Origin of the sequence: Gluconobacter sphaericus (assembly GCF_016757795.1) — a bacterium.
Classification (GTDB): domain Bacteria; phylum Pseudomonadota; class Alphaproteobacteria; order Acetobacterales; family Acetobacteraceae; genus Gluconobacter; species Gluconobacter sphaericus.
The window spans coordinates 2432437-2445466 of record NZ_CP068419.1 but is presented as its reverse complement, the minus strand read 5'-3'; the positions used below and the strand labels follow the sequence as shown (position 1 = coordinate 2445466).

Annotated in this window: 13 protein-coding genes; 3 read left to right on the top strand and 10 right to left on the bottom strand. The window is 59.3% G+C overall.

The genetic code is table 11. The features are described 5' to 3' along the window. Positions 1–8 precede the first annotated feature (8 nt). The 6 genes from fabF to IGS75_RS11550 form a co-directional block, all read right to left on the bottom strand. Positions 9–1295, bottom strand: a complete 1287-nt coding sequence (fabF, locus tag IGS75_RS11575; RefSeq protein WP_141351765.1) for a beta-ketoacyl-ACP synthase II — start codon at positions 1293–1295, stop codon at positions 9–11. 134 nt (positions 1296–1429) lie between these two features. After that, the gene (locus tag IGS75_RS11570; RefSeq protein WP_011253554.1) at positions 1430–1669 is read right to left on the bottom strand and encodes an acyl carrier protein; all 240 of its coding nucleotides are present in this window, start codon (positions 1667–1669) and stop codon (positions 1430–1432) included. A gap of 222 nt (positions 1670–1891) precedes the next feature. Continuing rightward, positions 1892–2632: a 3-oxoacyl-[acyl-carrier-protein] reductase gene (gene fabG / locus IGS75_RS11565; protein WP_141351767.1), complete on the bottom strand. Its 741-nt coding sequence runs from the start codon at positions 2630–2632 to the stop codon at positions 1892–1894. A 12-nt stretch (positions 2633–2644) separates the two neighbouring features. Beyond that, on the bottom strand, positions 2645–3589 hold the full coding sequence (gene fabD / locus IGS75_RS11560) for an ACP S-malonyltransferase (protein WP_141351769.1): 945 nt from the start codon (positions 3587–3589) through the stop codon (positions 2645–2647). A 72-nt stretch (positions 3590–3661) separates the two neighbouring features. Beyond that, a complete protein-coding gene (locus IGS75_RS11555) occupies positions 3662–4408 on the bottom strand; it encodes a hypothetical protein (protein WP_202256907.1) in 747 nt (248 codons plus the stop codon). A 41-nt stretch (positions 4409–4449) separates the two neighbouring features. Beyond that, positions 4450–5328 carry a class I SAM-dependent methyltransferase gene (locus IGS75_RS11550; RefSeq protein ID WP_202256906.1) on the bottom strand — a complete coding sequence of 293 codons (879 nt, stop codon included), beginning with the start codon at positions 5326–5328 and terminating at the stop codon, positions 4450–4452. Between the two features lie 341 nt (positions 5329–5669). Between IGS75_RS11550 and IGS75_RS11545 the strand changes: the two genes are divergently transcribed. After that, complete coding sequence (locus tag IGS75_RS11545) at positions 5670–5825, top strand: hypothetical protein (protein WP_202256905.1); 156 nt, start codon at positions 5670–5672, stop codon at positions 5823–5825. A 97-nt stretch (positions 5826–5922) separates the two neighbouring features. Here IGS75_RS11545 and IGS75_RS11540 read toward each other — a convergent pair whose 3' ends face one another. The 4 genes from IGS75_RS11540 to IGS75_RS11525 all read right to left on the bottom strand — a co-directional run bounded on the left by IGS75_RS11540 (position 5923) and on the right by IGS75_RS11525 (position 10450). Next, a complete protein-coding gene (locus IGS75_RS11540) occupies positions 5923–6648 on the bottom strand; it encodes a glycine betaine ABC transporter substrate-binding protein (RefSeq protein ID WP_141351777.1) in 726 nt (241 codons plus the stop codon). A gap of 75 nt (positions 6649–6723) precedes the next feature. Continuing rightward, a complete protein-coding gene (locus IGS75_RS11535) occupies positions 6724–8820 on the bottom strand; it encodes a M13 family metallopeptidase (RefSeq protein ID WP_202256904.1) in 2097 nt (698 codons plus the stop codon). A gap of 71 nt (positions 8821–8891) precedes the next feature. Beyond that, positions 8892–9527, bottom strand: a complete 636-nt coding sequence (locus IGS75_RS11530) for a Dabb family protein (RefSeq protein ID WP_202256903.1) — start codon at positions 9525–9527, stop codon at positions 8892–8894. A gap of 101 nt (positions 9528–9628) precedes the next feature. Next, positions 9629–10450 (bottom strand): acyl-ACP desaturase, encoded by an 822-nt coding sequence (locus tag IGS75_RS11525; protein WP_202256902.1) that lies wholly within the window; start codon positions 10448–10450, stop codon positions 9629–9631. 103 nt (positions 10451–10553) lie between these two features. On the opposite strand from IGS75_RS11525, the gene bioB reads away from it, so the two are divergent. Both bioB and IGS75_RS11515 read left to right on the top strand, forming a co-directional pair. Continuing rightward, positions 10554–11594 carry a biotin synthase BioB gene (bioB, locus tag IGS75_RS11520; protein WP_202256901.1) on the top strand — a complete coding sequence of 347 codons (1041 nt, stop codon included), beginning with the start codon at positions 10554–10556 and terminating at the stop codon, positions 11592–11594. A 124-nt stretch (positions 11595–11718) separates the two neighbouring features. Then, a complete protein-coding gene (locus IGS75_RS11515; RefSeq protein ID WP_202256900.1) occupies positions 11719–13020 on the top strand; it encodes an Hsp70 family protein in 1302 nt (433 codons plus the stop codon). Positions 13021–13030 lie beyond the last annotated feature (10 nt).

Below are 13030 nucleotides of genomic sequence, written 5' to 3'. Positions count from 1 at the left end.
ACCCTTCCTCAGTCCTTGAAGCGCTTGAGGATGATGCTCGCATTCGTACCGCCAAAGCCGAAGCTGTTGGACAGGGCAATGTCGATCTTGCGCTGCTGGGCCACGTGCGCAACGCGGTCGATGACACTTTCACGCGCCGGATTGTCCAGGTTCAACGTGGGCGGCACGACGCCATCACGGATGGCCTGAAGGCAAAAAATCGCCTCGACCGCACCGGCCGCACCCAGAAGATGGCCAATGGCCGACTTCGTAGAAGACATGACCAGACGCTTGGCGTCATCGCCGAAGAAGCGCTCGACCGCATCAAGCTCAAGATCATCCGCCATGGTGGAGGTGCCGTGGGCGTTGACATAATCGATGTCAGCCGTGGTCAAGCCACCACTGTTGCGCAGCGCGGCCTTCATGGCACGGAACGCACCCTCGTGACCTTCAGCCGGAGCCGTGATGTGATGGGCATCGCCGGACATACCGTAACCGCCAATTTCACCGTAGATCTTTGCACCGCGGCGCTTGGCGTGCTCAAGCTCTTCAAGCACGACCACACCGGCACCTTCACCCATGATAAAGCCGTCGCGATCCTTGTCCCAAGGGCGCGAAGCCTTGGTCGGATCATCGTTGGAGGCAGTGGACAGGGCACGGGCCGAGCAGAACCCGGCAATGCCGAGCGAGCAGATCGCAGCTTCCGCACCGCCGGCAATCATGACGTCCGCATCACCATACTGGATGAGACGCGAGGCGTCACCGATGGCGTGAACGCCGGTCGCGCAGGCCGTCACGACCGCATGGTTCGGTCCCTTGAAGCCGTAGCGGATCGAAAGGTGACCCGAAATAAGATTGATCAGGGCCGAAGGAATGAAGAACGGCGACAGACGGCGGGCCTTGCCGCTCGAAACCGTCAGGGAGCCGTCATAAATCGTCTGAAGACCGCCGATCCCCGAGCCGATCATCACGCCCGTGGCGCAGCGATCGTCTTCGTCCTCAGGCTTCCAGCCTGAATCCTCGACAGCCTGAATGGCTGCGGCAAGACCCAGATGGATGAAGCGATCCATCTTCTTCTGGTCCTTGACCGGCACCCAGTCGGACAACGTGAGACCACCTTCCGCCGTCGGGCCGTCCGGAACCTGTCCGGCGACCTGGGCAGGAAGTTCGGAGGGGTCGAAATGCGTAATCCGGCCAATGCCGGACTGTCCTTCGATCAGCCGCTTCCAGGTCAGTTCCGCGCCCACAGCCAGTGGGCTGACAACACCGATACCGGTTACGACGACGCGCCGCCCGTTAGTTGCAGTCCCGCTCATCGATGCCTCTTGTCTCACGTTATGTCCGGGTCTTGCAGCCGGGCCTCATGACAGGACCCGACTGGTCTTCCACCCCTGAACGGGATGGGAATCCGGGGTCGGAAAACCGCCCCCGGTCAGCTTGAGGACTGGCCTCAGGCTGCTTTCTGCTTTTCGATGTAGTCGATGGCATCCTTGACGGTTGCGATCTTCTCGGCTGCATCTTCCGGGATCTCGACGGAGAAGGCTTCTTCGAAAGCCATGACCAGCTCGACCGTGTCGAGGCTGTCTGCGCCCAGATCGTCGATGAACGACGCGTCCGGCGTTACCTTGCTTTCGTCCACACCGAGGTGCTCGACAACGATCTTCTTTACCTTGTCAGCAATGTCGCTCATCTGTTTGTTCCTTCTGCCCATCCGGGACCCTGTTGCCCGTCCGGTGCGTTACATCAAAACTCGTACTGCCGTCTGCCAGTCCGGAAGCCCAGTGGTTCCTCCAGAGCAGGGCCGCCCCCATGGAAGGGGAGGCGTTGCCGCCGGAAAAGCCGGACATCAGCCTTCAGCAGGCCGGGCAAAGCAGCGCGCGATTAGCATGCTTTAACCAAAAAGGCCAAGCATTCACACCATCGCCATGCCACCATTGACATGCAGGGTCGTACCGGTGACCCATGCTGCCTCTTCGGAAGCCAGATATACCACTGCGGACGCCACGTCACCAGTATTCCCCATCCGACCGAGCGGAATAGAGCCAACTAGCTTTTCACGCACCGCTTCCGGCAGCACATCCGTCATCGGCGTCTCGATGAAACCGGGGGCCACGACGTTGACCGTGACGCCACGCGGACCGGCTTCCTGCGCCAGAGACTTACTCATGCCCACGATGCCCGCTTTGGCGGCGGCATAGTTGGCCTGACCGGCATTGCCCGTCGTTCCCACCACGGAAGCGATCGAAATGATCCGCCCCGCACGACGACGCAGCATGCCCTTGAGCGCAGCACGGGCCAGACGGAACGGACTTTCCAAATCGACGGTCAGAACCTGCGACCAGTCACTGTCCTTCATGCGAATGGCTAGCGTATCGCGCGTCAGGCCGGCATTGTTAACCAGAATATCCAACGGAGCGCCTGCAACGGCTTCGGCCTTGGCCACGAGACCGTCGGCCTCGGCGGGATCGGACAGGTTGGCGACGGCGATATAGGCGCGCTCGCCCAAGCTGTCGGCGAGTTCCTGAAGAGCGGCCTCGCGCGTGCCGCTAAGCACGACCGTCGCACCCTGCGCATGAAGCTGACGGGCAATCGCAGCGCCAATACCGCCGGAGGCACCCGTGACGAGAGCAATCTTGCCGGAAAGAGAGAACATAATCGGTTGTCCTTAAAGGGTCTTGAGCAGGGCTTCGATTTCAGCGGGCGTTCCGGCATTGCTCGTGGCTAAATCAGGAGCGATACGACGTGCCAGACCGCAGAGGACCTTGCCTGCACCAAGCTCGTGCATGTTCGTCACACCCATCGCCACCATTGCTTGCACGCTCTCGCGCCAACGCACGGTGCCCGTCACCTGCTTCACGAGAAGTTCGCGAATGGTTGCCGGATCGGTCACCTTGGCGGCCGTGACGTTGGCGATGACTGGAACATACGGTGCGTTCAGTGTGGCAGTCGCCAACGCATCTTCCATCTCGCGTGCGGCAGGCGCCATCAGCGACGAATGGAAAGGTGCAGATACCGGCAGCTTCACGGCGCGTTTGATACCATGTTCCTTGGCAACGGCAATGGCGCGATCGATTGCGCTCATCACACCGGACACAACGATCTGACCACCGCCATTATCGTTGGCAATTTCCAGCGTCTCGCCCTGAGAGGCTTCATCACAGATCGCACGGGCCTGAGACGCATCCACACCTAGAAGGGCCGCCATGCCGCCCTCACCGGCCGGTACAGCGCGCTGCATGGCCTGACCACGCAAACGCAGCAAACGCGCACCTTCCGCGATCCCAAGCGTGCCAGCAGCGGCCAGCGCGGAATACTCGCCCAACGAATGCCCGGCCAGCAGAGCCGCCTTGTCCGCCAGTTTGAAGCCACCTTCGCTTTCCAGAGCACGCACGGCAGCGAGCGAGACCGCAAACAGCGCAGGCTGGGCGTTTTCGGTCCGCGTCAGTTCATCCGCATCGCCGGAAAACATCAGACGCGAGAGATGATCGCCGAGGGCCTCGTCCACTTCCTGAAAAACGGCGCGGGAGGATGCAAAAGCCTCATTCAGGGCCTGCCCCATCCCGACGGACTGGCTCCCCTGTCCCGGAAAGACGAACGCGTGAACCGACATGGATCCCCCTGCTGGCAGTGAATTTAAGGTTCCGCGTGATGCGTCCTTGCGGGCCATCTGTCAAATCCCGCGTCATTTTTTCCGTTTGAGCGTGAAAAACTCGTCCGTAGGCACCTTCACGCGGATCATGGAAAAAGGCCGATCGGAGCGAAACACCGTTCCATCCTGAAAATCCTGCGGCCGGAGAATAAAAGTGTAGGGCACCGCTCCCTGATTATCGACCAGAAGCCGCGCGGTCCCGTTCTCCAGCGCCTCAAAGCGCGCACCCGGAGCAACATCGACCTTCAGGCGATGGGCGTCCGGAGCCAGAAAAGCGAGAATCACACCAAAAAAATCCCGGATGGCGGCGTTGATCTCCCCCATCCAGATCCCGGCCTGTTCTTTCGTGAAAGAGGGCGCCGGCAGGGGGGCCACCTCGATCGCCAGCTCAAGCTGGACTTTCCGGTCCGGCGGCAGTGTCAGCAGAACGGGCGGGTTTTCGGCCAGAAGCGCATCGGAACGGGGAAAATGCACATCCCGGTCCTGCCCTACAAAAAGCGGGATATCGCCACCTTTGGCATGGAACACGACATGCGCTTCGGACGGCACGGCATGATCTGGCAGGATATCACCCAGAAAATGCAGCGAGAGGTCCTTCCGCGCGCTTTCAGGCAGACGGTCAAACCGATGATAGACCCAGTAAATGCCCTTGTAGCTACCGACACGCATCGCATGCTGCCCGGTGACGGTTACAGTCTCCGTTGTCTGGGCAAGTGCAGCGGAGAAAAACATGAGCACGAGAGCTGCGAACCGGACCGTACCGATACTGGCTTTTCTCAAACCCCTCTCCTCACGTCCCGTCGTTTCATGACAAATGATGACTATCCGATCTTCTGCATCACGATCAGGACCTGCGGCAACCGCACAGGATTATCCATGTATTCGATCAGACGAAACAGACCGCCCCAGGCCTTGATGATGTAATTACGTGGAATGATCGCCTCGCCATAATGCGACTGGGGCTGCGGCGGTTTCGAGGACGCCGCATGCAGGAAGCGCCCGGCTTCGAATTCCGCGTTGGCTCGGGCTTCGTCGATAAAACTGTCTGCACAGGCTTCATGCCAAGGGTGTTCAAGCCTGATGCCAGACGCACGCTTGAGCCTCTGCTCGGCACAGAAGGCGATGAACCTGCGACTCTGCGTCGTCATGACCAGCATGCCCCCTGGCTTGAGTAGACGATGGAACTCTCGCACCCAGTGTCCGGACAAAAATTCGTCCAGATGCGAAAACACAGACCATGACGTGATCAGGTCAAAGCTTTCGGGCATCAGGAGCATTGGCGGTACCAGACCGCTCCCCAAAAAGTTGAGCGCAGGATTGGCGCGCCGCGCCGCCATAAGAAAACGGTCCGTAGTTTCCGCGCCGTACAGATTGGTCGGCCGGATATCCTTCATAAACAGCCGTGCGATACGTCCCCAGCCGCAACCAAAATCCAGCAGCGTCGTCTCGGGGCGGACCGGCCGCCCGGCATAGGCGCAATACGCCTTGATTTCCCGAAAGAAAACATGCGCCTCATGGATGGAAATTTCTCCATGATGACCATGAATTTCCCGTTGAAGATCATCCGGCGGAAATGAGGGCATCGTCACACCCTGGATTTCGGGGATATGGACGGACGACACCAAGACCTGAAGCCATTCCTCGTCGCTGATGCCACCAAAAGTCTCAAAAACGGCGCTAATGCTTTCCGGGTGGTTCATCAAGTCCTACCGAGGATTTTTAGTAACGTTTATTTAACGCATCCTCGCAGGCGCGGAAACAGATGGCCAGAGCAGGTTTGTGAAAATTATCCATACCCAATGCAGGCCCCGTCCCCTTTGACACAATTCTGTGTCAGGAGTGCCGAAAAGGCATTTTTTGAAATACAGAAAGCAAAGGGGCGATGAGTTCCGCCATCACGACAGTCAGATGTCGATGACGGGCAATCGAAGGGTCTTTTTTCAATGTCCCTTTCTAAAAAAATGCCGCAGCCACAGGAGCATCCCCAAAGCACCCTGACAAGGCCATTGCGCCTCGACTGACTAGAAATAGCGCGGATGTCATGCTGCTCGGCGTCAAGCGCATGGCCGAAATCACCGGTACGAAAATCGGCGCGATCTGCAAGAAATATATAGAAAGAATCGCTCTTGGCCCTGCGAAGACGGCAGACGATGCCGCGGGCTTCGTCGCCTATCTGTCCAGCAGCGACGCCGATTAACCGATCCCATAACGGGTCGGCCCGTTCTAATCGACAGCGATCTCGGTTTCCGCTGAAATCACAAAAAAAGGGGGCCGGTTTCCCGCCCCCTTTTTTATCAGCGACCGATGAGACGGCCGCGCTGCCAGGCTTCGGCGGCCCCTTCCGGATCCTGCCCTTCAACGGAAATGACATAGTCCAGGGCGCTCATAACCCTGTTGCCGAGCATCATTTCCGAAAGCTCGTCAAGCAGATCGCTGTCTGCCTGGCGGGCCACATCTTCACGCATGATCATTCGTGCCGACATTTCCCCACCCAACAGATGGGCCGGATCCTCGATCACGGTCAGCAGATCCGTATGAAAAACCGCATGAGGCTGCGTCGCTACGACCAACGGCCTCTCGCCAGCATCGCGGGCCTTTTCCAGACGCCCGATCAGCGCCCCTTCCCCGATGCTTTCAATCGGTAGTACCGAGAGGGCCGGAAGCTGCTTGAGAGCGTCTTCCAGCGCCTGACGGCTGTCATCGCTGACGATGATGCGGTCCACATCCGCAGATGTCAGTGTCCCGACAGGACCCAACGGTGACAGGGACGCAAAACTAACGACAGGCTGGTACAGATCGCCCAGAACCCGGCGCCCAAGACCGGCAAACTTTTCATCCCGCGGAAACCAGGCAGAAACGAGAAGATCGACTTCCGCCCCTTCGAGAGCTTCTTCGATATCATCGGGGTCCAGATCGACATATTCGACCTCAACCTCGTAAGCCTCAAGAACGCGCGCGACCGCGCTGGCACAGCCCGCATGCAACGAGGTGTACAGATGGCCGATCGTCATTTGCGTCATGAGAATGGGTCCGTCAGGTAGAGAAAGTGAAACGTGAGACCGTGATTAGGCCCCACGTTCCGATTTGTCACGACCTTACCAGATCTTTACGCGCTGATCTGGTGCCAGATAGAGCTTCTGGCCGGGCTTCACGTCGAACGCATCATACCAGGCATCGATATTGTGAACCGGGATGTTGACGCGCGTGATAGCCGGGGCGTGCTCGTTCGACAGCATCTGCTGACGCAGCGCATCCGGACGATCCTTCTCACGCCAGACCTGAGCCCAGCCAAGGAACACGCGCTGGTCACCCGTCAGACCGTGCACGACCGGCGCGGGCTTGCCGTGCAGGAAATCATGATAGGCCTGCAGACCGAGGTTCAGCCCGCCGGAATCCGCGATATTCTCGCCCATGGTCATCTTGCCGTTCACATGCGCTCCCGGCAGAACTTCCTGCGCGTCGTACTGCGCGGCCAGACGGTCAGCCAGCTTCTGGAAGGCATCCGTCGAAGCCTTGGTCCACCAGTCATTCAGGCGGCCATGCTCATCGTAGTGACGGCCCTGATCGTCAAAACCATGACTCATTTCGTGACCAATCACGCCGCCGATGGCACCGTAATTAACGGCAACATCGCCCTTGGGATCAAAGAACGGCGGCTGAAGGATCGCAGCCGGGAACACGATCTCGTTCATGGTCGGATCGTTGTAGGCGTTCACCGTCTGCGGCGTCATACCCCATTCGTCGCGGTCCACCGGCTTGTCGAGCTTGTCCAGATCGTGCTGCCAGCTGAACGCCGCACCGCGCACGGCATTGCCGTAGACGTCGCCCTTGCGGATGTCGAGCTTGCTGTAATCCCACCACTTCTTCGGATAACCGACCTGAATGGCGAAATGGTCGAGCTTGTTCAGAGCGGCCTTGCGGGTCGGCTCGTCCATCCAGCTGTTGTGCTCAAGGCGGTCATGGAAGGACGCCTTCACTTTCTGCACCAGATCCGTGATCTGCGCCTGTGCGGAAGGCGGGAAGTAGCGCGCGACATATTCGCGGCCCAGTGCCCAGCCCAGTGCACCGTTCGTCACGCGCACGGCACGCTTCCAGCGCGGAGACTGCTGCGCCACGCCCGACAGTGTATGGCTGTTGAAGTCGAAGGACGCATCATAGAACGTGCTGGACAGATAACCGGCCGCATTGTCCCCGAGATGGAACGCCAGCCACGCGCGCAGCGTCGCAGGGTCTGCAGCCTTGAGAACTGTCGTCATCGCCTTGATACCGGCGGGCTCGCGCACGTCGATCTTGCGATTTTCCAGGCCTTCTGCCGGCAGTCCGGCGCTGGTCAGGAACGTGACCCAGTCGAAGTCCGGCGCAAGCTTCTGAAGCTCGGACACCGGCATCGGGTTGTAGATCTTGAGCGGATCGCGGGTCTGGTCGCGCGGCACTTCAACTTTGGCCAGAGCCGTTTCGAGATCGACCACCGCCTGCGCGTTCTTCGCAGCATCCGGCCAGTCCTCAAGCGTCAGCATCTTGGCGACATAGGCCTGATAGGCCTTCTTCTTATCCGCCAGCTTGGGATTTGTGTAGTAGCTCGTGTCCGGAAGACCGAGGCCGCCGCTCACACCGATGCTCATGCCCTGATCGAGCATCAGCATGTAGCGTTCCGGGTCCTTCTGGTCCTGCTCCACACCGATCTGGAACGTGGAGAACATCATGGATTTCAGGGACGCACCGAACGCTGCGGCAAGAGACTTGCCATCATTCACGTTCCGAATCGTTTCAAGATCGGCTGCGAGCGGCTTGCCACCCAGACGATCCACAGCCTTCTGGTCCAGGAAGCTGGCGTAATAGGTGCCGATCTTGCCCATGTCGTCCGTGGGCTGCTGGGCAACCTTCCTCGTGGCCTCGTCCAGAATGGTCTTCTGACGCGACAGGGAGAGTTCATACAGGATACGGAACGGGCCGTAGCTGCTCATGTCTCCAGGGATCTTGAGGTTCTTGAGATAGGTGCCGTTGGCGTATTCGAAGAAATTGTTTCCCGGCTGAACGGCACGGTCCATTCCGGCTTCGTCAAAACCCCAGCCCGCGTTGTAACCGGCAGCCTGTGCGCCGGAGACCATCAGACCCGCGGCAAGGGCGACAAGGCTGGCACCATGCTTCAGAGCATGTCGCGACGTAAGAAATCGTTTCACAATGTACCTCATTCCAGAATGGTGCCTCTAGAATGAGGTATAAAGTATCATTTCGTCAAAAGGACAAAACGCGCCTGCTCTGCTCAGCGGGTTTTGTGAGTTTTTTTGGTTTTTGCGCCTGTACCTTCCGGCGTGACGACCGCCGCGACCGGATAGTCAAAAACAACGATTTTTTCGAGATAGGGTGCAGCAAACTCTTTGAAGGCCTCATGGGCAGGGTCAATAAACGCCACATCCGTCACGACAGGTTTGCCGACATAATAATTTCGGTCTCCTTCAGAACGGAACGTCACAAGAAATGCCTGCTGAAGACCGGCATCAGCCCCTTCTCCGCTGTTCTGGAAGCCGGTTTCGATGCTGGCGACAACCGGCTTACCGTCCGCACGCCGGCTGTCCTGAACGAGATGCAGGAAACGTCCCGACACTTCAGCGCGCTGTGCCGTGGTAGCTTCTTTGGTGTAGCGGAACATGACCATGTGCCTGACCGGACCAACACGCCAGTCTGGAGCAGTGAACTGCGCGTAACCAACCTGTTTGGCCAACTGCTGGGCGGACAGGGTAGCGGGGCTCACCGTATCGGTTTTGACCGGACCAGACGATGCGATCGGCAGTGAATAGGGGTCCGCTTTCGCCGTCGGAAACTGATACAGACCAGTGGCGCAAAGGGCCAGGGTTGCGCCGTAGACGGCACGACGGGAGAAAATAGCGGAAACGGTCATCGAAATCTCCGGACGCAGGCGAAAGAATCAGGCGTCTTTCATGGCACAGACGCCCGGTTTCGTCTTCTTTTTTCCAGTTTCCGGATGTTGCATGGAAGTCCTCAGGCCTGAACCTGCTTCCTGAAGACTTTCCGGCGCCACTGGATCAACCGGTAGACCAGCGAAGATGCAAGCTTCTGCCAGCGAGAATGCGGCGCAAACCCGATCGTCTTGAAAATCATCGCCGTCACGCGGTCGATATGTTTGGGCTGATAGAAGCCCATCGCCTTGGACATATAGGCCGCAATGCAGCGCTGATGGTCATAGGCCATGCCTGGCGGCTCGTTCGTCGTATGATAGGCCGAGGCCAGCTCGTCGTCCTCGCTCTCCGTCACACGACCCAGCGCAATGCGTGTCCGGGCCCAGACACTCAGCTTCTCGCGCTTAAGATAGCGGCGCATGTGATCGTAAAACAACTTGAAATGCCGGTATTCATCGGCCGCGATCTGCTTGCAGATAGCCTTGAGCAATGGCTCGTCCGTCCCGTCCGCGAGTGCCGTATAAAAAGACGATGTGCCGGTTTCGACCATACATCGCGCAATCAGTTCGCCCGTGCGGGAACCGCGGATCGAGGCATCTACATCGGCGTCGATCTTGTACGACGCACGATAGCGGTCGAACGCCTTTTCATAATCCCAGGACGGATCTGCCAGCATGGCCCAGCGGCCAAGCGCGTCGCCGTGCTGCACTTCCTCAACAGCCCAGTTCGCGGCAGCCGCGCTGAAATCCGGATCTCCGACGAAGACGCGACGCAGATATTCGGCATAATCAAGACCGTTCTTTTCTACCACGGAAGCGGCCTTCACGAGGGGGATGATCTCGGGGTCCACGCGGGACGGATCAAAGGAGTTCCAGTCCATCTGATCAATATGCCAGTGTTTCATTCTGCGACCTCGTCCGTTTTCCGGCTCATCAATAGTGACGATCAGATGACACGGTGGGACAATTTTGGGTAGGTGTGATGCAGCAACCCTTGGAGATTGATCCGTGACGGCCACCCATACGCCCCACCCAGACATCCGCCACGACTGGACCCGCGACGAAGTCGAAGCCCTCATCAGCCTGCCTTTCCCCGAGCTGATGTACCGCGCACAGACTCTGCACCGTCGCTACTTTGACCCCACAAAAGTGCAGATTTCCACGCTTCTTTCGATCAAGACCGGCGGCTGCCCGGAAGACTGCGCCTATTGTCCGCAGAGTGCGCTGCACGAAAAAAGCGTCAAGGCCGAGCGCCTGATGGCCGTGGAATCCGTCCTGAAGGAAGCACGCGCTGCAAAGAAAGCCGGTGCGGGCCGATTCTGCATGGGAGCCGCCTGGCGCACGCCGAAGGATCATGACCTCGACACCGTCTGCGAGATGATCGAAGGCGTGAAGTCGCTGGGCCTGGAGACCTGCGTGACGCTCGGCATGCTCGATGCGCAGCAGACGGAGCGCCTGAAGACGGCGGGGCTGGATTATTACAACCACAACCTCGACACGTCCGAAGAGTTTTACGGCTCCATCATTTCCACCCGCACCTACCAGCAGCGTCTCGACACGCTTTCGAACGTGCGCGACGCAGGTATCAATGTCTGCTGCGGTGGAATCGTGGGCATGGGTGAAGACCTGTCCGACCGTGCCGGTCTGCTGATGACGCTCGCCAACCTGCCCAAGCACCCCGAGAGTGTGCCCATCAACCTGCTTGTCCGCGTTGAAGGCACTCCACTGGGTGAGGCCGAAGCCGTCGATCCCATCACCTTCGTCCGCATCATTGCTACGGCGCGTATCATGATGCCGGAAAGTCATGTCCGTCTTGCCGCAGGGCGCGAAAACATGACCGATGAAGCCCATGCACTGTGCTTCCTCGCGGGTGCGAATTCGATCTTCTGTGGCGAGAAGCTCCTAACCACGCCGAACCCGGCTGAACATCGCGACCGCCAACTCCTCTCCGCGCTCGGAATGTCACCCATGGTGCAGTCCGAAGCCGAGATGGGCACGATGCGTCCGGCAGTGACGGAAGAAGCCGTGCGCGAGATGGTCGCGTCCTGATCTCAGCCACTGCACGAGAAGGGGAAGGACCTGAAAGGGTGCTTCCCCTTTTTTTATGCTTGGCCTTTGACGGCTTCTTCCCTAAACCCACGCCCTTTGCCCAAACCGGAAGAAAGCAGAACCAATGACGACGCCCGGACACAACCAGACCAAAATCCGCGTCGGAATTGACTTCGGCACCACCAACAGCGTGGTCGTGATTGCGGATGAAAACGGCAATACCCACCCTGCCCGCTTCGTCTTTACGGACCACGCCACCAGCGAAACCTGCCGCACCCTGCTTTGCCTATGGATGGATCAGGACGGACGACGACGCGTCATGAAAGACGCGATCGGGCTGGATGCCATCGAGGCCTATCTCGACGATCCGGCCGAGAGCCGTCTCATCATGTCCATGAAAACCTATCTCGCGCAGGGCTCCTTTCGCGAAACGCGGGTCTTCAGCAGTGTCATGACGCTCGAAGCCCTGATCGCCCGTTTTCTGACGTCTCTGATGGATAAGGCCGGGCTGGAGCCGTCCGATGTAAGTGCCACGATCGGCCGCCCGGTGCGATTTGCGGGCGAACTGGCAGATGATTCGCTCGGTGTCGCCCGACTGCGCGAGAGCTTTCTGGAAGCGGGCTTCCCCGAGCCTAATATCGTTCTCGAACCAGAGGGCGCAGGCTGGCGCTTCATGCAGCGCCTCGACAAGCCCGCCACCGTTCTCGTCGGCGATTTCGGCGGCGGTACCAGCGATTTCTCGATCATGCGTTTCGACCCGCAGGGCAGCCCGCGCGTCACCACACTCGGCCATTCGGGTGTCGGCATTGCCGGCGACCAGTTCGACTACCGCATCATCAGCCACGCCGTTGCCCCGGCTCTGGGTCGGGATGCGACCTATCGCGTCATGGGCGGCCAGCCCCTGCCCGTCCCGGCGGAATGGTTCGCAAGCCTGGGCCGCTGGCATCGCCTGTCGCTGATGCGCACCCCCCAGACCCTACGGGACATCGCAGACGTCGCCAAAACATCATCCGAGCCTGAAAAACTGCGCAGTCTGCTGCGTCTGATCGAGGATCAGGAAGGCCAGAACCTCTATCGCGCGGTCGGACAGGCCAAAAGTGACCTGTCGCGTCAGGACAGCACTCTCCTGCGCTTCATTCACCGCGATCTGAAGATCGAAGAAACCATCACCCGCAAGGACTTCGAAAGCTGGATTGCACCTGATCTGACACAACTGGACGCCGCAATCGAAGACGCCCTGATTCAGGCCAGACTTGGGCCGGACGATATCGACCGGGTCTTCCTGACCGGGGGCACGTCCTTCGTGCCTGCTGTACGCAATCTGTTCGATCGTCGTTTCGGAGCGGAGCGTGTGGATGGCGGATCGGAATTCGTCTCGGTCGCCGAAGGGCTGGCCCTGATCGAGCGCGAACGCCATCAGGCCTGAACAGGTCCTG

Excerpts from the sequence above, each read along its gene's own strand:
- fabF (WP_141351765.1), bottom strand. The coding sequence starts at position 1,295 with ATGAGCGGGACTGCAACTAACGGGCGGCGCGTCGTCGTAACCGGTATC.
- IGS75_RS11570 (WP_011253554.1), bottom strand. The coding sequence starts at position 1,669 with ATGAGCGACATTGCTGACAAGGTAAAGAAGATCGTTGTCGAGCACCTC.
- fabG (WP_141351767.1), bottom strand. The coding sequence starts at position 2,632 with ATGTTCTCTCTTTCCGGCAAGATTGCTCTCGTCACGGGTGCCTCCGGC.
- fabD (WP_141351769.1), bottom strand. The coding sequence starts at position 3,589 with ATGTCGGTTCACGCGTTCGTCTTTCCGGGACAGGGGAGCCAGTCCGTC.
- IGS75_RS11550 (WP_202256906.1), bottom strand. The coding sequence starts at position 5,328 with ATGAACCACCCGGAAAGCATTAGCGCCGTTTTTGAGACTTTTGGTGGC.
- IGS75_RS11545 (WP_202256905.1), top strand. The coding sequence starts at position 5,670 with ATGCTGCTCGGCGTCAAGCGCATGGCCGAAATCACCGGTACGAAAATC.
- IGS75_RS11540 (WP_141351777.1), bottom strand. The coding sequence starts at position 6,648 with ATGACGCAAATGACGATCGGCCATCTGTACACCTCGTTGCATGCGGGC.
- IGS75_RS11535 (WP_202256904.1), bottom strand. The coding sequence starts at position 8,820 with ATGAGGTACATTGTGAAACGATTTCTTACGTCGCGACATGCTCTGAAG.
- IGS75_RS11530 (WP_202256903.1), bottom strand. The coding sequence starts at position 9,527 with ATGACCGTTTCCGCTATTTTCTCCCGTCGTGCCGTCTACGGCGCAACC.
- IGS75_RS11525 (WP_202256902.1), bottom strand. The coding sequence starts at position 10,450 with ATGAAACACTGGCATATTGATCAGATGGACTGGAACTCCTTTGATCCG.
- IGS75_RS11515 (WP_202256900.1), top strand. The coding sequence starts at position 11,719 with ATGACGACGCCCGGACACAACCAGACCAAAATCCGCGTCGGAATTGAC.